Raw genomic sequence first — 23,982 nt, forward strand, 5'->3', positions numbered from 1 at the left:
ATTAAAAAGTAAAGCAAGACCCTTTTGTTGTCAATTCGAGTTTGCCAAGCAAGAGTATCGAGAACCAACAAAATATTTAGCGTAAAGCCCAACATAAAGACATCAATAATGAAAAGTGATTTACAGCACATACACATTCTTAGTTATACCACAATAAGCGGTGTACAATTCAAAAAAATTCCGTTAAGCTACCAAACCTTCGGAAAAGAATTGGGCACTGCACCTGTGGTGCTCATCAACCATGCACTAACAGGAAACAGCAATGTAACAGGAATTGATGGATGGTGGCAAGACTTAGTTGGTAAAAACAAAACTATAAATACGAATAAATATACAGTTCTATGCTTTAATATCCCAGGAAATGGATACGACGACTTTTTAATAGATAATTATAAAAGCTTTATAGCACGCGATGTAGCAAACATTTTTTTACAAGGGCTAAAACAACTAAAAATTGAAAAACTATATGCATTAATAGGAGGCTCTTTAGGAGGAGGAATAGCTTGGGAAATGGCAGTATTAAACCCAAAAATAACAAAACATTTAATCCCTATAGCAACCGATTGGAAATCGACTGATTGGTTAATAGCAAACTGTCAAATACAAGAACAATTCCTAACAAACTCTAGCAACCCTGTACACGATGCACGTATGCACGCAATGCTATGTTACAGAACCCCAGAATCATTTAAAAAACGATTTCAACGCACCAAAAACGAAGAGCTACAAATATTTAATGTAGAAAGCTGGCTGTTACACCATGGAAAAAAACTGCAAGAACGCTATCAATTAGCCTCTTACAAATTAATGAATCAATTATTAAAAACCATTGATGTAACCAAAGGAAGAGAAGAACTAAATGTGTTAGAAACCATTGAAGCAGACATCCATATAGTTGGTGTAGATTCCGATTTATTTTTTACTGCCGAAGAAAACAGAGAAACACATAAACAACTAGCATCTGCCCATGCAAATGTAACCTATAATGAAATTAATTCAGACCATGGACACGACGCTTTCTTAATAGAATACAAACAACTAGAAAAAATTATTGAACCGATATTCAATCAAAAATCAACCAATAAAAGAATGAAAATTTTAAAATTTGGCGGCAAATCATTATCCAACGAAGGCATATCAAACGTAGTAACAATCATAGAACAAAAAATAAATGAAGGAGAAAATATAGCCGTAGTTGTTTCTGCAAGAGGAAAAGCAACCGATGAATTAGAAGAAATTTTAAAAAAAGCAGCCAAAAACGAAGCTTTTAAAGAACAATTAGAAACATTTAAATACGAGCAAACAAAGTTAACCCCGTTAGTAAATTTCACTACCGAATTTGATAGACTAGAAAAACTATTTGAAGGAGTTAGTTTATTAGGAGACTATAGCCAAAAGATAAAAAACGAAGTATTGGCACAAGGCGAGTTATTATCTATAAAAACAGTAACCGATCTACTACAACAAAAAGGCATTAACGCAAACGCTACAGACGCCAGAAACTTATTAAAAACAGACGAAAGCTTAGGTAACGGACAATCAATAATACCAATATCAAAAGAAAACGTATTAAATCACTTTAAACAACATAACGGAACAACAGTAAACGTAGTAGCAGGGTTTATTGCATCAAACTTAAAGAATGAGACTACGACTTTAGGAAGAAACGGAAGTAATTATACAGCTTCATTATTAGCCAATTATTTAGATGCAGAAGAGTTACAAAACTATACTCATGTAGATGGAATTTTCACTGCTAATCCTGATTTGGTAGCAGATGCTAAAAAGATAGAAGAGTTATCATTTTCAGAAGCTAATGAGTTGGCCAACTTCGGAGCAACTATTTTGCATGCAAAAACCATCATTCCGTTGTTAGAGAAGAATATCAACCTTAGAATATTAAATACGTTTAATCCAAATGATAAAGGAACGTTGATTACAGCAAAGTCAACTTCAAAAGGAATCAAATCCTTATCAGTATTAGACAAGGTTGCTTTAATCAATTTTGAAGGAAGAGGATTACTAGGAAAAGTAGGAGTGGATGCACGTATTTTTAAAGCATTGAGCAATCACGGAATTAGCGTGAGCATTATTTCGCAAGGTTCTTCAGAAAGAGGTATTGGTTTAGTGGTTGATAAAAGTAATGCTACAGCAGCTGTAAAAGCTTTGGAACAAGAGTTTGAAAATGATTTACAAACAAAAGATGTCAATCAGATTTCAATACAAGAAGAAGTATCAGTAATATCAATTATAGGTCAAGATTTAAGCGAGTTTCATCACCCATATAATGCCTTAATCAAAAATCAAATAGTTCCCTTACTATTCAACAATACAATTACAGGTAAAAATGTGAGTTTGGTGGTAAAAAAAGAACAACTACACAAAGCACTAAATGTAATTCATGGTCAAGTATTTGGAGTTGCTAAAAAGATAAACATTGCTGTTTTTGGTAAAGGTTTAGTAGGAGGAACATTGATAGAACAGATATTGGAAAGTTCGAAATCAATTTTAGAAAGACGTAAAATTCAATTGAACATTTTTGCGATTGCCAATTCTAAAAAAGTATTGTTAACTAAAAATGGAGTTGGAACTAATTGGTCGAATGAGCTTGAAAAAGCAGTAGAAGATAAGCATACAGTTGATACAGTAATTGATTATGCTAAAGAACACCACTTAGAAAACTTAATTGCGGTAGATAATACAGCAAGCGTAGACTTTATAGAAAATTACATTCCGTTAGTCGATGCTGGGTTTGACTTAGTCTCTTCTAACAAAATAGCGAATACAGTTTCGTACGACTTTTACAAAGAGTTACGTAAAAGGTTAGATAAAAATAATAAGAGTTACTTGTACGAAACAAATGTAGGAGCAGGCTTACCATTAATAGATACAATTAAACTATTACACGATTCAGGAGAAAACATTACAAGAATAAGAGGAGTATTCTCAGGCTCATTAAGTTACTTATTTAATAAATTTTCAGCAGAAGACGTACCATTTTCAAAGGTGTTACAAGAAGCCATTAACAGTGGATTTACCGAACCAGACCCACGAGAAGACCTATGCGGAAACGACGTAGCCAGAAAACTATTAATCTTAGCACGTGAATTAGATTTAGAAAACGAGTTTGAAGACATTCAAATAGAAAACCTAATACCAGAAGAATTTAGAGAAATACCTTCAAAAGAATTTCTAACAAACTTAGAAAAACTAAACCCAACATTTCAACAACAAAAAGAAGCACAAGAAGAAAAACACGTACTACGATATATAGGAGACTTACATGGAGACCTACAACAATCAAAAGGAAAACTAAACGTAAAACTAGTATCAGTACCAGAAAGCTCACCCTTAGGAAGCCTAAAAGGTTCCGACGCCATATTTGAAATATATACAGAATCGTACGGAGAACAACCCATCGTAATACAAGGAGCAGGAGCAGGATCAAAAGTTACAGCCAGAGGAGTATTCGGAGACATCTTACGATTAGTAAAAACAAACAATTAACAATAAGGAGTAAAACAAAACCCGTAAGGAATAGAAAAAGAACGCTAAGGAATAGATAAACAACCATAAGGAATAGAAAAATAACGTTAAGGAATAGACAAACAACTGTAAGGAATAGAAAAACAACAAAAAGGAAACAACAAACAAATAAGTTACACCCTTTAAAAAACAAACATGAGTAAACATTTTGAAACACAAGCCATACGAACACAAACAGAACGCACACAATTTTCAGAGCATTCTACACCCATATACCTAACCTCAAGTTTTGTATTTGACGATGCAGAAGATATGAGAGCCTCATTTGCAGAAGAAAAGCAACGAAACCTATACAGTCGATTTTCAAACCCTAATACCACAGAATTTGTCGATAAAATAGTGGCTATGGAAGGTGCCGAAGCAGGCTATGCATTCGCAACAGGTATGGCAGCCGTGTTTTCAACCTTTGGAGCCCTGTTAAATGCAGGAGATCATATCGTATCATGTCGTTCAGTATTTGGTTCAACACACAGTTTGTTTACAAAGTATTTACCAAAGTGGAATATAGAAACAAGCTACTTTAAAATAACAGAAGCAGAAAAAATAGAAAGTCTAATACAACCAAATACCAAAATATTATATGCAGAAACACCAACAAACCCAGCAGTAGATATTTTAGATTTAGAACTATTAGGAAGCATTGCAAAGAAACACAACATATTATTAGTAATAGATAACTGCTTCGCAACTCCATACCTACAAAACCCAATAAAATTTGGAGCAGACTTAGTAATTCACTCAGCAACAAAACTAATAGACGGACAAGGACGTGTCTTAGGAGGAGTTACAGTAGGAAAAGCAGAACTAGTAAAAGAAATCTATTTATTCTCAAGAAATACAGGTCCAGCAATGTCACCATTCAACGCTTGGGTATTATCAAAAAGTCTAGAAACACTATCAATAAGAGTAGAAAAACACTGTGAAAACGCCTTGAAAGTAGCACAATTTTTAGAAGAACATCCAAAAGTAAACCTAGTAAAATATCCATTTTTAAAATCGCATCCACAACATGAGATAGCAAAAAAACAAATGCGATTAGGAGGAAACATTGTAGCCTTTGAAGTAAAAGGAGGAATTGAAGCAGGACGTAAGTTTTTGAATAGTATTCAACTATGCTCCTTATCAGCAAACTTAGGAGACACAAGAACCATTGTAACACACCCAGCATCAACAACCCATAGTAAATTAAAAGAAGAAGACCGATTAGAAGTAGGAATTACAGACGGTTTAGTACGATGTTCGGTAGGATTAGAAAACGTAGAAGACGTAATTCACGATTTAAATCAAGCATTAAATAATTAAGAAGTAAAGCATATATTTGTAATATGCTTTCTAAGAAAACAAAATACGGAATTAAAGCGCTTACCTTTATTGCTAGGCAAGAAAAGGGCACTATGGTACAAATAGCAACCATTTCAGAAAAGGAAAATATTTCGCACAAGTTTTTAGAAAGCATATTACTTACCTTACGAAAATCAGGATTTTTAGGAGCAAAAAAAGGAAAAGGTGGAGGCTATTACCTGCTAAAACCATCGAGCGATATTAAAATGACTGATGTAATTAGAACACTAGAAGGTCCCATTGCTATGGTACCATGTGTTAGTTTGAATTATTATGAAAAATGTGATGACTGCCCAGATGAAGAAGCATGCTCAGTACACAAATTAATGATTCAAGTAAGAGATAATACGCTACAAGTACTTCGAAATAACACACTTGCAGATTTAGTGTAGTATTAACAAATAATTGTAAAATTCAAATATTTTTTTGATTTCTCCTTGGAGAATTAAAAAGCATCTGTATATTTGTCGACTTAAAACCTAGTATTCCGATAGGGTAATAGTATTTTAAAAATGATTGTAGAGCAAGTAATAGAAAATAGAGCAAATTATAAAGAAGATAAACGTTCTGAAAAACCAATAAGAAGCATTGTAAAATCAATAAGTTGGAGAGTTGTTGGAACCATAGATACAATACTAATATCATGGGTAATTACAGGACAAGTAAAAACAGCCTTTTCAATTGGAGCTGTAGAATTAGTAACAAAAATGTTATTGTACTTTTTTCACGAAAGAGTTTGGAACAGTATTAAATGGGGTAAAAAATGAGTATAGAAACAATGAATTTAGAAGCAGTAAACGCAGAGTTAAAAAACAAATCTCCAAAAGAGATTATTGTTTGGGCATTATTACAAGCAAACAAAGCAGTAGTAACCACAAACTTTCGTCCCTATGAAGGAGCCATCTTACACGCAGTAGCATCAGTAAAAAATAGCATAGATGTAATTTGGTGCGATACAGGTTATAATACTCCACAAACCTATAAACATGCTGAAGAGTTAATTGAAAAACTACAGTTAAACATTCAGTTGTATGTACCTAAACAAACGGTAGCACACAGAAATATCACTTTAGGATTACCAACAGTTGATGATCCAAAACATACTGTTTTTACAGAACAAGTAAAGTTAGAGCCTTTCAAAAGAGCAATGAATGAACACAAACCAGATGTTTGGTTTACAAACTTAAGAAAAGGACAAACTGCTTTTAGAGATAGTATTGACATTGTTTCAAAAAGTAAAGACGGAGTATTAAAAGTAAGTCCATTTTACCATTGGTCAGACGAGAAGTTAGATGCTTACTTAGAAGAACACCAAATACCAAACGAGTTTAAATACTTTGATCCCACAAAAGTAGAAAGTAACAGAGAATGTGGTTTACATATTTAAAGAACATGATTATGAATACACAAACTATACAAGTAGGAGCTTTAGAAAGTGAAGCCATTTATATATTAAGAGAAGTAGTCGCGCAATTTGAAAAACCGGTGTTATTGTTTTCGGGGGGCAAAGATAGCATAACACTGGTGCGACTTGCTGAAAAAGCATTTTATCCAGCAAAAATTCCTTTTTCATTATTGCACATAGATACTGGACATAATTTCCCTGAAACGATTGAATTTAGAGACCGTTTGGTATCAGAATTAGGAGTTGATTTAATTGTTCGTCAGGTACAAGACAATATTGATGCTGGTAAAGTAAAAGAAGAAACAGGAAAATACGCAAGCCGAAACATGTTACAAACCGAAACGTTATTAGATGCCATAGAAGAATTCGGTTTCGATGCATGTATCGGCGGAGCGCGTAGAGATGAAGAAAAGGCAAGAGCTAAAGAACGAATTTTTTCGGTACGAGATGATTTTGGACAATGGGATGAAAAGAATCAACGTCCAGAATTGTTCGATATGTTAAATGGAAGAATTGATTTAGGTCAGAATGTACGAGTTTTTCCAATTTCTAACTGGACAGAGTTAGACGTATGGTCGTATATACAACAAGAACAAATTGAAATTCCATCCATCTATTTCGCTCACCAAAGAGCCACTTTTATTAGAGACGGGTTAATCTGGTCTGCAAACGATGAAGTTGTGTTTAGAGAAGAAGAGGAAGAAGTACGTGAACGCATGGTACGCTTTAGAACTGTGGGAGATATGAGTTGTACAGCAGCAGTATTATCAGATGCGATAGATATTGACACTGTGGTAGATGAAATCAGAGAGTCAACCATATCAGAAAGAGGCGCACGAATCGATGACAAACGCTCAGAAGCAGCAATGGAAAAGCGTAAACAACAAGGATATTTTTAAAATATAGGTTTTAGCTATTGGCCTTTGGCTGTTAGCAAGATTAAGATCTAAATAATAATAATAAAAAGGCGAACAGCTAAAAGCGAATAGCCAACAGCATAAAGATGAACGTAGTAAAAATAGCAACAGCAGGAAGTGTAGATGACGGGAAAAGCACGCTAATAGGGCGAATTTTATACGATACAAAGTCATTAACTCAAGATAAATTAGAGGCAATAGAAGAAAAAAGTAAACAACGTGGGTTTGATTACTTAGACTTTTCTTTAGCAACTGATGGACTGGTAGCAGAACGTGAACAAGGAATCACAATTGACGTCGCTCACATATATTTTTCAACACCAAAAACGAGTTTTATCATAGCCGATACTCCTGGGCATATTGAGTATACCAGAAATATGGTAACAGGAGCATCTAACTCTCAAGCTTCTATCATTTTGGTAGATGCAAGAAACGGAGTGGTAGAACAAACCTATCGTCACTTTTTTATTAATAATTTATTGAGAGTAAAAGATGTGATAGTAGCTGTTAACAAAATGGATTTGGTAGATTTTTCAGAAGAAAAATTTAACCAGATAAAAGGAGAAATAAAATATTTGGCGGAGAAGAGTGATTATCAAAACCAAAACATCACATTTATTCCACTTTCTGCCTTAAAAGGAGACAATGTTGTGAATTCTTCAGAAAACACCCCTTGGTATAAAGGAGAAACTTTATTGAATCACCTTGAAAACTTGGGAACTGAAGATACAGAAGAAGTATCGAAAGCACGGTTTCCTGTACAAACAGTTATCCGTCCAAAAACAGACGAATATCACGATTTCAGAGGGTATGCAGGAAAGTTATATGGAGGAGATTTAGCAATAGGAGATCCTGTAAAGGTTTTACCATCAGCAACAACATCAACCATAAAGAGTATTCAATTTTTTGATAAAGAGTATGCTAGAGCAAAAAGAGGAAGTTCAGTTAATATCACTCTAGAAGATGATGTAAACGTAAGTAGAGGAGATATGTTGGTAAAAGTAGGAGAAGAACCTTCTGTGGTAAAACAGTTAGAAGCTACGATTTGCTGGATGGATAAAGCACCACTGCAAGCCTCTCAAAAATATTACATTAAACATGGAGCAAATGATGTGCAAGCAAAAATAACAGAACTAACAGCTTTAATTCGTACCGATTTTACAGGGAAAGAAGAAGCTCCATCTCAATTATTACTAAACGAAATAGGAGAGGTGAGTTTAAAGGTTAGTAAACCATTGTTTGTTGATTCGTATGCCAAAAATAAAGCAAACGGGGCATTTATAATCATCAATCCTAAAACCAATACTACGTCAGGAGTTGGTTTTATTAAGTAAAAAATAAAAAGTTATGGCAATTATAATTACAGATGAATGCATTAACTGCGGAGCTTGCGAACCAGAATGCCCAAATACAGCCATTTATGAAGGAGCTAGTGACTGGAAATATAACGAAGGAACTTCATTACAAGGAAATGTAACCTTATTGGATGGAACTTCTGTTAATGCAAACGAGGACAATGAACCAGTATCAGATGAATACTATTTTATAGTACCTGATAAATGTACTGAATGTAAAGGATTTCATGAAGAACCACAATGTGCAGCGGTTTGTCCGGTAGATTGTTGTGTGCCAGATGATGCACATGTAGAAACCGAAGAACAATTGTTAGCAAAACAAGAATTCTTACATAACTAATATCAACGCTTTTACAAGCAAATTAAGGAGTAAAACAGATGCAAAGTTTTAGATCAGAAATAGAAAACCCTTTAGTAGAAAAAGATATCCTAGAGTTAGAGCGCAAAATACGCTTGTTTAACGAAGGGAAAATAGATGAAGAACGTTTTAGAAGCTTACGTTTAGCCAGAGGAATATATGGGCAACGTCAGTTTGGGGTACAAATGATTCGTATCAAATTACCGTATGGTAAAGTTACGAGCGAACAGTTATATAGAATAGCAGATGTTTCTGATGAGTATTCACGTGGTCGTTTACACATTACTACACGTCAAGATATTCAAATTCACCACGTAAGTTTAGACAGAACGCCTGAGTTATGGGCACAGTTAGAAAAAGACGATATTACGTTGCGTGAAGCCTGTGGTAATGCGGTACGTAATGTTACGGCTTCAGAAACGGCAGGAATCGACCCAAAAGAACCGTTTGATGTATCGCCGTATGCACATGCAACCTTTCAATTTTTCTTGCGTAATCCAATCTGTCAAGAAATGGGAAGGAAATTCAAAATGTCTTTTTCTGCAACAGAAGAAGATACCGCATTGAGTTTTATCCACGATTTAGGATTTATCGCTAAAACAAAAACAGTAGAAGATAAAGAGGTAAAAGGATTTAAAGTATTATTAGCAGGTGGATTGGGTTCACAACCACGTCATGCAGATTTGATTTATGAATTTTTAGAAGCTGAATTATTAATTCCTACTATTGAAGGTGTTTTACGTGTATTTGATCGTTACGGAGAACGTGCAAAAAGAGCCAAAGCCCGCTTAAAATTCTTAGTAAAAGATTTAGGAGTAGATGCTTTCTTAGAGTTAGTAGCCACTGAAAGAAACGCATTGGCGTATAAAACCTATCCGATAGATACTACCGATTTTGAACAAGATATTGTTTTTGAAACCAACGAAGCTCCATCTGTAGTGATAGAAAATGAAGAAGCGTATAAAAACTGGAAAGTAACCAATGTTTTCAAGCAAAAGCAAGATAGACTATATGCGATAGGGATTAAAGTGCATTTAGGAGATTTTTATACCGATAAAGCACGTTTGTTAGCAGATTTAATCAAGAAATATGGATCGAATGAATTGCGTTTTACGCTACGTCAAAATATTTTGATTCGTCACGTAAGAGAAGAGTTTTTACCGTTTTTCTACAGTGAATTACAAAAGTTAGGCTTTGCAGAAGTAGGATATAACAGTTTAAATGACATCACAGCATGTCCAGGAACCGATACCTGTAATTTAGGGATATCAAGTAGTACAGGAATCGCAGCTGAACTAGAACGTGTGTTAAAAGCTGAATATCCGCAGTATGTAAATAATAAAGACATTGCGATTAAAATTAGTGGATGTATGAATGCTTGTGGACAACACAACATGGCACACATTGGTTTTCAAGGAATGTCAATAAAAGTAGGAAAGTTGCTAGCACCTGCCTTACAAGTATTAGTTGGCGGTGGAGTTTTAGGAGATGGAAGCGGACGTTTCTCTGATAAATTAGTGAAAATTCCAAGTAAAAGAGGACCAGAGTCTTTACGAATATTGTTAAACGATTTTGAACAACATAAACAAGAAGATGAAGACTTTTTAAGCTATTACGATAGACAGGGAAAAACGTATTTCTATGATCTTTTAAAAGAATTATCAGATACTACCAATTTAAAAGAAGATGATTTTATTGATTGGGGACACGATAAAAACTATGTAAAAGCCATAGGAGTGGGTGAATGTGCAGGAGTTGTAATTGATTTGGTAGCAACTTTACTATTTGAAAGTGAAGAAAAGTTAGAAAATGCAGCACAAGCTTTGAAGAGTCAACAATGGTCTGATAGTATTTACCATGCCTATGCTGCTATGGTAAACACAGCTAAAGCATTATTAACATCAGAAGGAGCAAAAACCAATACACAAGCGGGAATCATCACCAATTTTGATGAAGTTTTTGTAGCAACAAATAAAATAGAATTACCAAGTTCATTTGCCGAGTTGATTTATCAAATCAATGAAAATGAACCTACGGAAGCTTTTGCAAAAAAGTATTTAGAAGAAGCGACATCGTTTTACAAAAAGGTAGATGCTTACCGAAAAGTAGCCGTAGAAAGTTAAAAAAGGAGAGTCCAATGAAAAATCAACCAAAATTAACCGTAGTAGGTGCAGGACCAGGAGATGCTGATTTAATCACCTTAAAAGCAATCAAAGCATTAGAACAAGCCGATGTGGTATTGTACGATGCATTGGTAAATAATGACCTGTTAGGATATGTGAATCCGAATGCAGAAGTAATCTTTGTAGGAAAACGTAGAGGATGTTATCGATATCAACAAGAACAGATTAATGAGTTGATTGTCGCAAGAGGATTTTCTCACGGACACGTAGTACGTTTAAAAGGAGGTGATCCTTTTATTTTTGGTAGAGGATCAGAAGAAATGGAATACGCAGCTAAACACGGATTAGAAGTTGCTGTAGTACCAGGTATTTCATCTTCATTAGCAGTACCAGCATATCAGAACATTCCGTTGACAAAAAGAGGAAGCTCAGAAAGTTTTTGGGTAATTACAGGAACTACAAAACAGCACCAATTATCAAACGATGTTGCTTTAGCAGCAAAATCGAGTGCAACGGTTGTTATATTAATGGGCATGGGAAAACTCTCAGAAATTATTCATCTTTTTAAAGAAGCAGGAAAGAACGAATTACCCGTAGCGATTATTCAAAATGGAACAACTCCTGAAGAAAAAATAGGAATAGGTACTGTAGATACAATCGAAGAAGTAGTCGCTAAAAATAACTTGAGTAACCCTGCTATTATTGTGTTAGGAGACGTAGTAAATCACAGACAGCAATTGCTACAAGTACAACAAGAAGCTGTTTTAAAAGAGGTGGTATAAAGAAGTTTTAGTAATGGTAAAACAAAGAATTCAAAGAAGTATTCGTATAACAAAATATATTCTTTATAAAGAAACGTTACTTGATTTTAAAGAAAGCTTTTGGTCATTTATAGGTGCTTTTTTTGGTATAGGTATAATTGCTTTTATCCAATCATTCTATTTACCAGATATCGAAAATATTTTTTTAATAGGTTCTTTTGGAGCATCTTGTGTTTTAATATATGGAGCAATTCAAAGCCCTTTAGCACAACCAAGAAATTTAATAGGAGGTCATGTACTATCTGCTATAATAGGAGTAACTATATACAATTTAGTACCTAGTGTTGTATGGATATCAGCACCATTAGCTGTTTCATTTTCTATTATAGCAATGCAGTATACAAAAACACTTCATCCACCAGGAGGAGCTACAGCATTAATAGCAGTTATTGGGACTGAAAAAATTAAATCATTAGGATATATGTATGTCCTATCTCCTGTATTAACAGGAACTTTAATTCTTTTTGTAGTAGCTCTGTTATTTAATAATATGACAAAAAGTAGGTGTTATCCTACCAATAGAAAATATACAAGACTTTTTAAAAGGAAAACAGAAAACTATTAAAAGCAGGCAACAATATTAAATAAGTTTAAAAAGAATATTAATGAAGGAAGAAAGAAATAACCTGTACCCAATCTTCTTAAAAACAAAAGAGTTAGAGGTGTTAATTGTTGGAGGTGGATTTGTTGCAGAGGAAAAACTACGATTTTTACTAAAATCGAGTCCAGATGCTACCGTAACTATGGTCGCTCCATTTTTTAAAGAAGAAACTGTTAAAGTAGCTAAACAAGGTAAGGTGAATATGATAACAGATAGCTATAATGATACCTATTTACAAGGAAAACATTTAGTGATTGCAACAACAGATGTTCCAGAAGTAAATATACAAGTATATAAAGACTGTAGAAGTCAAAATAAGTTGGTGAATGTAGCAGATAATCCACCGTATTGTGATTTTTACATGGGAGGAATTGTAACCAAAGGAAATGTAAAAGTAGCTATTTCAACCAACGGTAAATCACCAACAACGGCTAAGAGGTTACGTCAGTTTTTTGAGGAAGTTATTCCTGAAGACATTAATCAATTAGTACAAAACTTAAATAGTTACAGAAAAACCATCAAAGGAAACTTTGAACAAAAAGTAGAAACATTAAATAAGCTAACTGAGAGTTTAGTGAAATAGAGTACAAATGATACAAACAGATATATTAATTATAGGAGCAGGTCCTACAGGACTATTTACCGTTTTTGAAGCAGGATTATTAAAACTACGTTGTCATTTAATTGATGCCTTACCACAACCAGGAGGGCAGTGTTCAGAAATTTATCCGAAGAAACCAATTTATGATATCCCGGCATACCCAGAGATTTTAGCAGGAGACTTAACTAAGAACTTACTAGAACAAATAAAGCAATTTGAACCAGGATTTACGTTGGGTGAACGTGCTGATACTATTGAAAAACAAGATGACGGAACATATATCGTAACCACTAATAAAGGAACAAAACATCAAGCACCTGTAGTAGCTATAGCAGGAGGCTTAGGAAGTTTTGAACCTCGTAAACCACCGATTCCAAATATCGCTGACTTTGAAGATAAAGGAGTAGAGTATATGATTAAAGAGCCAGAACTCTATCGCGATAAAGATGTGGTAATTGCTGGAGGAGGAGATTCTGCCCTAGATTGGTCTATTTTCTTAAGTAATGTAGCAAAATCGGTAACCTTAATTCATAGAAGAAATGAGTTTAGAGGAGCATTAGATTCTGTAGAAAAAGTTCAAGAGTTAAAGAATTTAGGGAAGATTAATTTAATAACACCTGCTGAGGTAAAAGCAGTATTAGGTGAAAACCATGTAACAGGTGTTGTGGTAGAAGAAAAAGGGAAAGAACCTTATATGATAGATACCGACCATTTTATCCCATTATTTGGATTAGCGCCTAAATTAGGACCAATTGCAAATTGGGGATTAGAAATTGAGAAGAATGCTATTAAAGTAAACAATGCATTGGATTATCAAACGAATGTAGAAGGTATCTATGCTATTGGAGATGTAAATACCTATCCAGGAAAATTGAAATTAATTTTATGTGGATTCCATGAAGCAACACTCATGTGTCAAAGTGCATACAAACGCATCCATCCAGATAAAAAGTACGTGATGAAGTATACGACTGTTGGCGGTGTAGACGGTTTTGACGGTACAAGAAAAGAAGCACCAAAAGCAGTAGTAAAAGCAATTCAATAATGGGGATTAGGATGAAAGTAGTTAGGAGTTAAGCGTATAAGTTTGTTGTAATTACAAGTTTTAAGTAAAAACTCCTTCACCAACTAAACTGAAAAGCCTTCCTAACTACTGATTCCTATAAGAAATTGTTATAAATGGATAATCAAGACATCAATATAAAAATAACAGACCGTGAAGGTGTAATGCATGAGGTAGTTGCTCCGACAGATATGGCAATGAACTTAATGGAAGTTGTTCGATCATACGAATTAGCTCCGGAAGGAACTATTGGAATCTGTGGAGGAATGGCAATGTGTGCATCTTGTCAATGTTATGTAAAGTCAAATCATGAATTGCCTGAAATAAATGACGATGAAGATGCAATGCTAGCAGAAGCCTTTCATGTAGAAGAAAATAGCCGATTAGGATGTCAAATTCAAATGACTTCTAAATTAGAAGGGTTGGAGGTTGAGTTAGCTCCCGAAAGTTAGTTATTTTTATAAAAAATTAGTAAATGCAATTCAAACAATACGATTTATCATTAAAAGATGATGTAGAAAACTTTACAAAACAATTATTTTACGCATTGTTTAATGATGTATGCCAAGAAAAAGCAAACCATTTAAAAGAAAAATTTGTAAAAATACTAAATGGGTTGGCTATTAATAATGCTTTGGAAGCATGGGCTGTATACCAACAAACCTTTTGCGAAATACGAGAAAAGTTAGATTTAGATGCCAAGGCATTTGAACAAACCGATCCAGCCTGTAAAAGCTTAGGAGAAGTATATTTAGCCTATCCAGGGTTTCATGCCATTGCTGTATATCGATTGAGTCATGAATTGTATAAAATGGAAATTCCGATTTTACCAAGAATGATGAGCGAATATGCACACGGGGTAACAGGAACAGATATTCACCCAGGAGCAGTCATTGGCGATTCGTTTTTTATAGATCATGCAACAGGAATTGTTATTGGAGAGACGACTGTTATAGAAAATAACGTAAAAATATATCAGGGAGTTACCTTAGGAGGAATTCAAGTTAAAAAAGAATTAGCCTCCATAAAAAGGCATCCAACTATTGAAAAGAATGTAACCATTTATGCCAACGCAACTATTTTAGGAGGAGATGTAGTGATAGGTAGCGATAGTGTAATTGGTGCTAATGTTTGCGTAACCACCTCTGTACCCGAAGGATCTATTGTAACCTATGAGTCAGAAAATAAAATAACCACTAGAAAATCCTATGTTAAATGATGTAGGTACCAAATTAACCATGAAAACTAAAACAATTATAGATAGTATAGGAAATACGCCACTAATAGAAGTATCTAACATACTTCAAAAAGAAGGCGTAAAACTATTATTAAAGCTAGAGGGAAATAACCCAGGCGGAAGTGTAAAAGATAGAGCAGCATTTAACATGATTGCTGAAGCTATTAAAAGAAAAAATATCCGTCAAGGAGATTATTTAGTAGAAGCAACTAGTGGAAACACAGGAATTGCATTAGCACTCATGGCAAAAATTTTAGGGGTAAATATGGTATTGGTGATGCCTGAAAACTCTACTGAAGAACGTGTAAAAACCATGCGTGCTTACGGAGCTGAGGTTATTTTAACAGATGCAGAAAAAGGAATTGAAGGTTCTAGAGATGTAGCGATGGAATTACGCTATAAAAAAGGCTATTTTATGCTCAACCAGTTTGAAAATACTGATAATTGGAAAGCACACTATAAAACTACAGGTCCAGAAATTTGGAACGATACCGAAGGAACAATAACTCATTTTGTTTCAGCGATGGGAACTACAGGAACCATTATGGGAGTTTCTACTTATTTAAAAGAACAAAACCCTGAAGTACAAATTGTAGGAGCACAACCTAAAGATGGCGCTAGAATCCCAGGAATTCGTAAGTGGTCGCCAGAATACCAACCAAAATTTTTTAACAAAAGTAAGGTGGATCAAGTGATAGAGCTAGACGAAAACGATGCTAAAAACATGACGAGAAAGCTAGCGCAAGAAGAAGGAGTTTTTGCAGGAATGAGTAGTGGAGGAGCGGTGCATGCAGCCTTAGAAATAGCAAAAACGATTGAAAAAGGGGTAATTGTAGCGGTGATTTGTGACAGAGGCGATCGCTATTTATCTTCGGATTTGTTTCAATAGATTGTCTTTATTTATTTAATAATACAGAAATTCCCGCTTAGGCGGGAATATGGACAAATTATTTTTATTTTTTGATTTGTTTGTTAAGGGGCTTGAGTATGAGTAGTAGCGAATTTTTACTCACTAACCTTTATTTTGTATTTATAAGTTTTATCAATTAGACCTCTACTATTTGTACATATTGTTATATCTAGTTTTTATAAAACTTTTCTTCTTTTACCTTAATATTAGTTAATGAATTACATTCATTTTTAAGAGTTAAACTAAATATATTCTTTATTTGGTCTTTGATATTTTCAGAATCTTCTATGTCAATTTCGTATAGAGCTCCATCATGTAAAGGTATCAGTAATCTAGCATCTTTTACTTTTTTAAAAACTCCAATAATGGCTTTTTTAAAAATATAAGAAGCTTTTGATTGTATAAAATGGCTTAAAATCCATACATTATCATTATTGATATCAAGTTTTCTAATATTACCATTTTCAGTTTTTACATAACCATTTTCTATTGACTCTTTTATTAAGTTTTCTTTGAATTTAGATAATTCAGAAAATTTCATGAAATAATTTTTGACTTGCTCTTTAAATTTTAGGTTATTTTCAAATGTGTCTCCATATAAAAAGCGATAAAAAAGTATCTTAGCTTCCTTTCTACTACTTTTAGTCACTTCTATATTGTATATTTTAGCGACAATATCCGAATATATATCATCTACACTTATTAACTTTAAGAGTTTATTGTCCGAAGATAAATGTGCTAATATGCTGGCTTCGAATTGACTATAGTCAACATAAAATAGTTCTTTACCTTCATTTGGTATAATTATATTTCGATTTTCCTTTTTTAAATTTTGAAGAGATGGTTCTTTTATAATTATTCTTGATGTTACTGTCCCAAATCCAACAAAATAAGGATTAACGTAATTGTTGCCTCCTAATCTTGATTTAAGAATCATCAATGTTTTCAAGTCTCTATTGAGTTTGTTCAACCTATTGAACTGTTTACAAATACCATCAGATTTACGAAGTAAACTAACTGTCTTTTCAACTGATTCTAAAATCCTATAATTCTTATTTTTTAAATAGCTAGCTTGAGTATCAAAATTCTCAGGTTGAAATATGTTATGAGAAAACTGTAATTCATTTTTAATATTGTATATGTTTCTATGTAAATTAACACATTTTTCATCTAAAATATCTCTATCAATTTTTATTCCATCAAATGAGGTTTTATGAATAATTTTATTAATATCAAGCTCAATATCATTGAACCTATCCCACTCGTTGCAAGGTGCTTCCTTTAGTTTGTCAATGAATTCTTTTATTTTTAAAAGAAACTCATTTAAATCAGTTATTTTATAATTTGATTTAATTATGTTCTCTCTTCTCAATGATTTTAAAATATGCCATTTTTTAAAATCTAATAAATCTTTACCTTTTTGAGAAAATTGTTTATCAAGAGATTCTATATTAATAATCTCAGGAATTTTTTTGTTTCTTTTTGTTTTAATTTCTCTAATCAAATCAGAGACTTGAAATGTATAATACTTATTTCTATTTGATATATTATAATCTTCAACAAAATCGTTATTTGATATATCTAGTGAATACCATCTATTTTCTGTAAAGCAAATAATTAATTCTTTCATATTGAGAATAGTTCTTCTATTAAATCTTGGTCTTCAGGATTTAGTTCTATTTCATGATAAAAAACTAAGTCTTTATAACCAAATTTTGATGTGAAGGCAAATGAGTTTGATAAAGCGAGATGAATTACTTCTTTTTTAGGTTCTATAAGATTAAACGACCTTAAAGCTATTAAGGCTGCTCTATTTTGAAAATAACCAGTAGTAAAATTTTCCTCTAATTTTCTTAAAAGAATTCTTTTGAAATGTTTATCTACTGTACTTAAATATAAAATTTGCGCAGCTGTTGTGGCTTTTTGAGTAGAGTCATTAATTTCTATTTTTTGACTTGCATCCATTATTAAGTCATTGCATTTAAATTTTTGTTTGGTAAATAACAACCATATCTGGAACTGTTGATAAGGATACAGATTAAAATCTTCATCAAGAACTAGCTTTTTTAACTCCAACCCAAAAAAGGTTGAGAACTGGTCAAATTCGATTAATGATAGTATTTTGCATATTTGCGGGGTAATCCAAGGTTTATCTTTCAGAACTTTAACCGCTTTTGATAATGATTTAAATAATTCATTCTGATATGTTTGAAAATGAATTTTTGATTTACCTAAATGCTCAATTATTCTTAACGCAAAAATCAAGTTTCGAGCTTGATTATCATTTTCATTACCATCAATATTTATGTTTTTACTTAAAAGATCAATTGCCGAGTGAAAAGCTTCATTTCTATACTGATAGTTCGATGATTTTGATAAGACTTTTATTAATTCAATTTGTGGATTGAAAATAGATGAAATTTCTTTTCTAGTTATAATAAGTTCACTTTTTTCTTTATATGAATCTACTATTTCAACAATTTTAGTTTTCTGTGAGTTTACAGATAATTGACATCTTTTCAGTTCCTTTTCTAATAACACTAAAAATTTACGAGCTTCATATTTGTCTTTGCATAGTATTTTAATATCATCTGCAAATCTATAATATGATTGTGTATGATTATTTACAAAAACATCAACTTGGTTCAAGTAGAAAGAAGAAAGTAAAGCTGAAGCATCATTATTCTGTGGTAGCCCGGTACTTTTTTTAGAATAGCTAAATAAGAACTTCTCAAGTAGATGAATTGTATTTAAATGATTGTTGTTTGAAGCAATTCTTTTTAACTTTTCAATAAGTAATTTTTTATCAATATTATCATAGTAATTTAAGATGTCAACTTGGAGGATGCAATTAAATTTGAATTGATTATTATCAATTTCATTTACTTCTTGAGAAATTTTATATTTCAGCTTCAGCCATTGCTCTACACCATTAATAATTAAACTATTTTGTGCTACTCTATTGTATCGTGCTGAAAAAACATTAGGAATCAAAGAATCATCAATTAATTCTCCTAGCTCACCAACAATGGCCATATATATAATTCGATCTATTAAGGGTATAATATAGGCTTCTCTTAATGTAAAATTATTTTTTGGAATGTAAAATTTTTCGGCTTTAGATGCTTCATAAGAATTTTGATAAAAATATTCTCTTAATTCTGCGTATAGGTAATCTGAATTTAAAAGATCAATATATTGCAAAGAATCATAAAACCAATCATCATTCATATCTGTTCTTGTCCTATGAATTGCAGTATTTAAATCCAAGTATGAATTGTTGATTTGTGCTTGATATAACTCAACTATTTTACCTCCTATTTCTCGCTTTAAACGACTTTCTTTTGTATCAAGTTGAATAAGTCCTAATTCATGTAATTTAGAATTGATACTGGCAAAAGATATTCTAGAACATTCTATAGTTGAGTTTTCAAAATTCTCATTTGGGTATTTGGATATTACTCCTAAAAGTATATTTTTATTATGAATAAAAACACCACTTCCTGATAAACCATTAAGATACTCTTTTGTTATATTGTTTTCTAGATTAATTTTTTTCTCAGAAGGATCATTTCTATTAAATTTAAAAAGACTTAAAGCATCTTCATTTGCCTTAAAAACAGACCAACAAGAAAATGTGATTTCATCATTTTCTAACTCATCTGATACCAGTATAGAAGGAAAATTAAAACCTTCTATTTTTTGAATTTTTAAGATTGCTAAATCTTCTTTTTCAAAAATTATAATATTATTTTCATTTAAGCTATTGTTTTTTAAAAAGCTTAATCTTTCAAATTTATCTGAATAATAACTGATTTCTATGCTTTGCAGTTTATTAAACTCAAATCCCGTATGAGAATCCTCAGATAAAAGATGTTTTGCAGTTAAAATATAGTTGTAATGACATTTATTTGGTGTTTGATATATTACTCCTGATCCAATAGAAGGAACACCTGCCACTATTGATTTTATTTTAACAGAACAAGACTTTAGTGTTTCAGATATCAAAGGCATAACCATAATTTTTATTGTTAGAAACTAAACTAAAGTTGTACTTTTTCTCATCTGCTTTTGATATTTTTAAATTTCCAACAACTTCCCCATAATTGAATAAAAAATTGATTGTTTCATTCGATTTCCTGTTATTAATTATTTTTAAAATAGCTCTTTTGTTAGGTAAATAATGTTTCCTGCTATTTGTAGAAATGACAAAATTTGTGCAATCTAGTTTTTGCAAAATCTTTGAATTAAGACTTCTGTAGCTTGCATGATGTGGTAATTTTATTAGTGCAAATCGAACGCTTTCATTTTGACCTCTTAAATCATCTATAATTTCATTAAAACGAATTGGTGTAATATCTCCAGTAAAAAGATATTTATTGTCTTTATAATTAAGTGATAAAACGATGCTGGTTGTATTACTTGATGATGTGTCTTGACTTTTGTCATCAATAGATTTGATTAAAGTAGATAATGAAGAATCCCAATCACATCTATAATCGCTGCTTAGATAAACTCCTTTATTTGAGGCATACTTTTCTAATGTATTTTTACTAGGTGAAAATATATTAAAAGATAAATTTTGTACATTAAATACTTCATTAATTTTATTTTCTAAATCTTTTGTATTTAAAGAAGTTTCCCAATTTATATTGGGGTGATGTATTAAATACTGTTCAAGTTCATGAGCTTGTTTATAGGAAAGTGAGTTTGATTTTACTATTCTTTCAATTCTGTTTAATATTTTTCTAGGAGAGTTAAAAACTACATTGTCAATGTATGGTTCTTCATTTCTAGTTTCAATTTCCTTGAATAAATCTATAACCCCCTTGATGTGATCGTCATCATGATGTGTAACAATTAGAAAATCAATTCTCTCATTTCTTGATTTTATTTCATAGTATTCAGAGATTAAATAGGTACTTTCATTACCTCCATCAATAAGAATATTTTTAGAGTTATGATTAATAATTATACAGTCTCCAGTCCCTGCTTTTAAGAATTTTATTTTCATATGTTATTTTCAATATAATTGGGAATTACTAGTTTATATGCAGAATAAAATTACTGTTACTTTTCTTTTATAGTAGGATAAGCAGAAGTTTTTAGCAATTTTATTCTTTTTTTAGTAATCACTAGCCAATATAAAACAAAATAAAAAACCGTACAAAAAATGTACGGTTATATTATGATATTTCATGTATGGTAATTACTTATACTCTATAAAAAGATTCTCTATAGGTTTTCTTACTTTGTTTGCATTTTGAGAATGATCTTCGTCAGAGCGATAACCAACAGGAGCAACCACAGTAGCATTTAACCCTAATTTATCCAAGTCTAATATTTTGTTATAAGCTTCGGCATCAAAACCCTCCATAGGACAAGCATCTATTTTAAGTTCAGAGCAAGCATTTAGTAAATTCCCCAAAGCAAGGTAAGCTTGGTTAGAAGTCCACTTGTTCTTTTCAATCAAAGTTCTATTCGTAACGTCAGACTTAATAAAATCAGCATATCCTTTAAAGTTTGAAACGTCTACTTGTTCTATTTCAGATTTTAAAGAAAAATAAGCATCTATATGGTCATTGGTAACCTTTGAATAATTACAAAACACAAATAAATGAGAAGCATCAGTAATTTGGCTTTGTCCGTAAGAAACAGTTTTTAATTGTTCTTTTATCGCACTGTCTTCTATAATCAAAACGGTATACAATTGAAGACCATAGGAAGAAGGAGCTAATTGAATCGCTCTTTTTAAGAGCTCTATATGCTGCGTTGAAACTTTTTTAGAAGCATCAAATTTTTTAGTAGCGTATCGCCACTCAAGGTTGTCTATTAAAGTCATACTATAATTGTTTAAGAATATGACAAAAGTAGAAGTGGAGTAGCTACAACGCCTTTACATATGTTGATTCCACAATTTTTAACGTATTTTTTCTTTCCCAAAGGAGTTAGGGGTGAAAATCTAAGTAAACGGAACCATCAGCGAACTTCGCTGGTCTTTCCTCAACGCAACGGAACCGTCAGCGAACTTCGCTGGCCTTTTCTCAACGCAACGGAACCATCAGCGAGCTTCGCTGGTCTTTCCTCAACGCAACGAAACCGTCATCGAGCTTCGCTGGTCTTTCCTCAATGCAACGGAACCATCAGCGAGCTTCGCTGAACTTTCCTCAAGGCAACGAAACCATCAGCGCGCTACGCTGAGCTTTCCTCAACACAACGAAACCGTCAGCGCGCTACGCTAAGCTTTCCCAAAAACAAATAAATTAGGTTTTGAATACAAACAAACAATTTTCTATTAAAAAAGTAAAAACCAACGTGTAAGTAAACAATTAATAGTTTAACTACTTTTTTAATTACAAATCTTTTACTACATAAAAAAAGCGGCTTGAATTAAAATTCAAACCGCTGTTATCTATACGTCTAGTTTTGTTTAGTATTTACTAGATCTTTTTATTTTTTTAAAATGTTTGACCATTTTTCCAAAATCTTTCTCTTTTTTCCTTTTTTCAGCAGCAGTAGCTTCAAAATGCTCTTTTTCTTTTTCCATCTTTAAATAGTTTTTATAAGAAGATTTATCGATTTCTTCAACTTCAACAGCTTCAATAACCGCACATCCAATCTCTATAGTATGTGAACAATCTTTGAATTTACAATGCTTAGAATATTCAAAAATTATTTCGAATGTTTTTTCTAAACCATGCGATGTATCAGTTATTCCAACTTCTCTTATTCCTGGATTGTCAATTAAAATGCCGCCGTTATCAAGAAGTATGAGTTCTCGATGTGTAGTAGAATGTTGACCTCTTTTAGAAAAACTACTAACATTTTTAGTATCCATCAATTCTTTGTTTGCAAGTGTGTTAACAAGGGTTGATTTACCAACACCAGAGGAACCTAAAAGACAATATGTTTTTTCTCTTACTATAACCTCTTTCAACTTTTCATAACCTTGTTTAGAGGTATTGCTAATTGCAATTATAGGTACCTTGTTAACCCTCTTTTTTAAGGTAGCTATCAATTCATTCAACAATACTTCATTTATTAAATCAATTTTAGTAAGAATAATAAATGGTTGAATGTTTGAAGTATTACAAATTGTAAGATACCTTTCAATTCGATTGGTGCTAAAATCTCTATCAACCGCCAGCATAATAAAGGCGTAATCTATATTTGTAGCAATTATTTGTAAATCTCCAAACTGGCCAACTGCCTTTCTTGAAATAATTGAATTTCGAGGGAGTACCTTGTGAATTATTGAACTATATGAATCATATACTACTAATGCAACCCAATCTCCCACAGCAGGAAAATCTTCACGAGTATTAGCAGTATATCTTAAGTTTCCTGTAATTTCTGCATCAAATTCCCCTTTTTCTGTTGTAACAGTATATCGTTCCTTATGCTCTGAAATAATTCTTCCAATTTCAAAGCCTTCTAGGTTATGTTCAATCTTTAGTTTTTCTATATTATCGTTATATCCGAAATCTTGTAGTTTCATTTGTTAAGTATTTTAAAATAGAGCAAACACTTATGCTATTCATAAATGAAATGAATATAAGCGCTCACAATTAATGTGTTTATATGTAAAATGGTAATAAAAAGGAATGCTTCAGATGAGTATCTGAAGTAAATAGTGGTGATAGTCTTAAGAAAATGGACTATCTATTTTACAATATCCGAATACGATATAGATGTAATAGACAT

At 32.4% G+C, this 23,982-nt stretch carries 21 protein-coding genes; 16 read left to right on the forward strand and 5 right to left on the reverse strand.

The window, feature by feature from the left end; genetic code table 11:
• Positions 1–108: 108 nt before the first annotated feature.
• The 16 genes from thrA (at position 109) to cysM (ending at position 16,257) form a co-directional block, all read left to right on the forward strand.
• Positions 109–3,507 carry a bifunctional aspartate kinase/homoserine dehydrogenase I gene (gene thrA, locus C7448_RS15420; RefSeq protein WP_115902307.1) on the forward strand — a complete coding sequence of 1,133 codons (3,399 nt, stop codon included), beginning with the start codon at positions 109–111 and terminating at the stop codon, positions 3,505–3,507.
• Positions 3,508–3,681: 174 nt separating this feature from the next.
• A complete protein-coding gene (locus C7448_RS15430) occupies positions 3,682–4,848 on the forward strand; it encodes an O-succinylhomoserine sulfhydrylase (RefSeq protein WP_115902309.1) in 1,167 nt (388 codons plus the stop codon).
• A 23-nt stretch (positions 4,849–4,871) separates the two neighbouring features.
• Positions 4,872–5,279 (forward strand): RrF2 family transcriptional regulator, encoded by a 408-nt coding sequence (locus C7448_RS15435; RefSeq protein ID WP_115902310.1) that lies wholly within the window; start codon positions 4,872–4,874, stop codon positions 5,277–5,279.
• 120 nt (positions 5,280–5,399) lie between these two features.
• The gene (locus C7448_RS15440; RefSeq protein WP_115902311.1) at positions 5,400–5,654 is read left to right on the forward strand and encodes a DUF2061 domain-containing protein; all 255 of its coding nucleotides are present in this window, start codon (positions 5,400–5,402) and stop codon (positions 5,652–5,654) included.
• An 11-nt stretch (positions 5,655–5,665) separates the two neighbouring features.
• Complete coding sequence (locus C7448_RS15445) at positions 5,666–6,274, forward strand: phosphoadenosine phosphosulfate reductase domain-containing protein (protein ID WP_115902332.1); 609 nt, start codon at positions 5,666–5,668, stop codon at positions 6,272–6,274.
• Between the two features lie 11 nt (positions 6,275–6,285).
• Positions 6,286–7,191 (forward strand): sulfate adenylyltransferase subunit CysD, encoded by a 906-nt coding sequence (cysD, locus tag C7448_RS15450; RefSeq protein ID WP_115902331.1) that lies wholly within the window; start codon positions 6,286–6,288, stop codon positions 7,189–7,191.
• Positions 7,192–7,295: 104 nt separating this feature from the next.
• The gene (locus C7448_RS15455; protein WP_115902312.1) at positions 7,296–8,543 is read left to right on the forward strand and encodes a sulfate adenylyltransferase subunit 1; all 1,248 of its coding nucleotides are present in this window, start codon (positions 7,296–7,298) and stop codon (positions 8,541–8,543) included.
• Positions 8,544–8,556: 13 nt separating this feature from the next.
• Entirely contained in the window at positions 8,557–8,904 is a 348-nt protein-coding gene (locus tag C7448_RS15460; protein ID WP_115902313.1) for a 4Fe-4S dicluster domain-containing protein, read from the forward strand.
• A 38-nt stretch (positions 8,905–8,942) separates the two neighbouring features.
• On the forward strand, positions 8,943–11,045 hold the full coding sequence (locus tag C7448_RS15465; protein ID WP_115902314.1) for a HEPN domain-containing protein: 2,103 nt from the start codon (positions 8,943–8,945) through the stop codon (positions 11,043–11,045).
• Positions 11,046–11,059: 14 nt separating this feature from the next.
• A complete protein-coding gene (gene cobA, locus C7448_RS15470) occupies positions 11,060–11,827 on the forward strand; it encodes a uroporphyrinogen-III C-methyltransferase (RefSeq protein ID WP_115902315.1) in 768 nt (255 codons plus the stop codon).
• A gap of 13 nt (positions 11,828–11,840) precedes the next feature.
• Positions 11,841–12,431: an HPP family protein gene (locus C7448_RS15475; RefSeq protein WP_115902316.1), complete on the forward strand. Its 591-nt coding sequence runs from the start codon at positions 11,841–11,843 to the stop codon at positions 12,429–12,431.
• A gap of 40 nt (positions 12,432–12,471) precedes the next feature.
• Positions 12,472–13,050: a precorrin-2 dehydrogenase/sirohydrochlorin ferrochelatase family protein gene (locus C7448_RS15480; RefSeq protein WP_115902317.1), complete on the forward strand. Its 579-nt coding sequence runs from the start codon at positions 12,472–12,474 to the stop codon at positions 13,048–13,050.
• Positions 13,051–13,057: 7 nt separating this feature from the next.
• A complete protein-coding gene (locus tag C7448_RS15485) occupies positions 13,058–14,113 on the forward strand; it encodes an NAD(P)/FAD-dependent oxidoreductase (RefSeq protein ID WP_115902318.1) in 1,056 nt (351 codons plus the stop codon).
• Positions 14,114–14,247: 134 nt separating this feature from the next.
• Positions 14,248–14,583 carry a 2Fe-2S iron-sulfur cluster-binding protein gene (locus C7448_RS15490; protein WP_115902319.1) on the forward strand — a complete coding sequence of 112 codons (336 nt, stop codon included), beginning with the start codon at positions 14,248–14,250 and terminating at the stop codon, positions 14,581–14,583.
• Between the two features lie 23 nt (positions 14,584–14,606).
• Positions 14,607–15,350, forward strand: a complete 744-nt coding sequence (gene epsC, locus C7448_RS15495) for a serine O-acetyltransferase EpsC (RefSeq protein ID WP_115902320.1) — start codon at positions 14,607–14,609, stop codon at positions 15,348–15,350.
• A 19-nt stretch (positions 15,351–15,369) separates the two neighbouring features.
• Entirely contained in the window at positions 15,370–16,257 is an 888-nt protein-coding gene (gene cysM / locus C7448_RS15500) for a cysteine synthase CysM (protein WP_115902333.1), read from the forward strand.
• Positions 16,258–16,447: 190 nt separating this feature from the next.
• Here the strand turns inward: cysM and C7448_RS15505 are convergent, their stop codons facing one another.
• From C7448_RS15505 to rsgA, 5 genes are all read right to left on the reverse strand, one after another.
• Positions 16,448–17,908 (reverse strand): DNA polymerase, encoded by a 1,461-nt coding sequence (locus tag C7448_RS15505; protein ID WP_115902321.1) that lies wholly within the window; start codon positions 17,906–17,908, stop codon positions 16,448–16,450.
• Positions 17,905–20,292: an RNA-directed DNA polymerase gene (locus C7448_RS15510; protein ID WP_170137063.1), complete on the reverse strand. Its 2,388-nt coding sequence runs from the start codon at positions 20,290–20,292 to the stop codon at positions 17,905–17,907. The genes C7448_RS15505 and C7448_RS15510 overlap by 4 nt, the downstream gene beginning before the upstream one ends.
• A complete protein-coding gene (locus tag C7448_RS15515) occupies positions 20,276–21,292 on the reverse strand; it encodes a ComEC/Rec2 family competence protein (protein WP_115902323.1) in 1,017 nt (338 codons plus the stop codon). Before C7448_RS15515 ends, C7448_RS15510 begins: the two co-directional genes overlap by 17 nt.
• 195 nt (positions 21,293–21,487) lie before the next feature.
• Positions 21,488–22,120: an NAD(P)H-dependent oxidoreductase gene (locus C7448_RS15520; RefSeq protein WP_115902324.1), complete on the reverse strand. Its 633-nt coding sequence runs from the start codon at positions 22,118–22,120 to the stop codon at positions 21,488–21,490.
• Between the two features lie 588 nt (positions 22,121–22,708).
• Positions 22,709–23,776: a ribosome small subunit-dependent GTPase A gene (gene rsgA / locus C7448_RS15525; protein ID WP_115902325.1), complete on the reverse strand. Its 1,068-nt coding sequence runs from the start codon at positions 23,774–23,776 to the stop codon at positions 22,709–22,711.
• Positions 23,777–23,982: the final 206 nt, after the last annotated feature.

Source organism: Tenacibaculum gallaicum (assembly GCF_003387615.1).
Classification (GTDB): Bacteria; Bacteroidota; Bacteroidia; order Flavobacteriales; family Flavobacteriaceae; genus Polaribacter; species Polaribacter gallaicus.

Bases quoted from the DNA above. Each gene is read 5' to 3' on its own strand.
- thrA (WP_115902307.1), top strand. From the start codon at position 109: ATGAAAAGTGATTTACAGCACATACACATTCTTAGTTATACCACAATA.
- C7448_RS15430 (WP_115902309.1), top strand. From the start codon at position 3,682: ATGAGTAAACATTTTGAAACACAAGCCATACGAACACAAACAGAACGC.
- C7448_RS15435 (WP_115902310.1), top strand. From the start codon at position 4,872: ATGCTTTCTAAGAAAACAAAATACGGAATTAAAGCGCTTACCTTTATT.
- C7448_RS15440 (WP_115902311.1), top strand. From the start codon at position 5,400: ATGATTGTAGAGCAAGTAATAGAAAATAGAGCAAATTATAAAGAAGAT.
- C7448_RS15445 (WP_115902332.1), top strand. From the start codon at position 5,666: ATGAATTTAGAAGCAGTAAACGCAGAGTTAAAAAACAAATCTCCAAAA.
- cysD (WP_115902331.1), top strand. From the start codon at position 6,286: ATGAATACACAAACTATACAAGTAGGAGCTTTAGAAAGTGAAGCCATT.
- C7448_RS15455 (WP_115902312.1), top strand. From the start codon at position 7,296: ATGAACGTAGTAAAAATAGCAACAGCAGGAAGTGTAGATGACGGGAAA.
- C7448_RS15460 (WP_115902313.1), top strand. From the start codon at position 8,557: ATGGCAATTATAATTACAGATGAATGCATTAACTGCGGAGCTTGCGAA.
- C7448_RS15465 (WP_115902314.1), top strand. From the start codon at position 8,943: ATGCAAAGTTTTAGATCAGAAATAGAAAACCCTTTAGTAGAAAAAGAT.
- cobA (WP_115902315.1), top strand. From the start codon at position 11,060: ATGAAAAATCAACCAAAATTAACCGTAGTAGGTGCAGGACCAGGAGAT.
- C7448_RS15475 (WP_115902316.1), top strand. From the start codon at position 11,841: ATGGTAAAACAAAGAATTCAAAGAAGTATTCGTATAACAAAATATATT.
- C7448_RS15480 (WP_115902317.1), top strand. From the start codon at position 12,472: ATGAAGGAAGAAAGAAATAACCTGTACCCAATCTTCTTAAAAACAAAA.
- C7448_RS15485 (WP_115902318.1), top strand. From the start codon at position 13,058: ATGATACAAACAGATATATTAATTATAGGAGCAGGTCCTACAGGACTA.
- C7448_RS15490 (WP_115902319.1), top strand. From the start codon at position 14,248: ATGGATAATCAAGACATCAATATAAAAATAACAGACCGTGAAGGTGTA.
- epsC (WP_115902320.1), top strand. From the start codon at position 14,607: ATGCAATTCAAACAATACGATTTATCATTAAAAGATGATGTAGAAAAC.
- cysM (WP_115902333.1), top strand. From the start codon at position 15,370: ATGAAAACTAAAACAATTATAGATAGTATAGGAAATACGCCACTAATA.
- C7448_RS15505 (WP_115902321.1), bottom strand. From the start codon at position 17,908: ATGAAAGAATTAATTATTTGCTTTACAGAAAATAGATGGTATTCACTA.
- C7448_RS15510 (WP_170137063.1), bottom strand. From the start codon at position 20,292: ATGCCTTTGATATCTGAAACACTAAAGTCTTGTTCTGTTAAAATAAAA.
- C7448_RS15515 (WP_115902323.1), bottom strand. From the start codon at position 21,292: ATGAAAATAAAATTCTTAAAAGCAGGGACTGGAGACTGTATAATTATT.
- C7448_RS15520 (WP_115902324.1), bottom strand. From the start codon at position 22,120: ATGACTTTAATAGACAACCTTGAGTGGCGATACGCTACTAAAAAATTT.
- rsgA (WP_115902325.1), bottom strand. From the start codon at position 23,776: ATGAAACTACAAGATTTCGGATATAACGATAATATAGAAAAACTAAAG.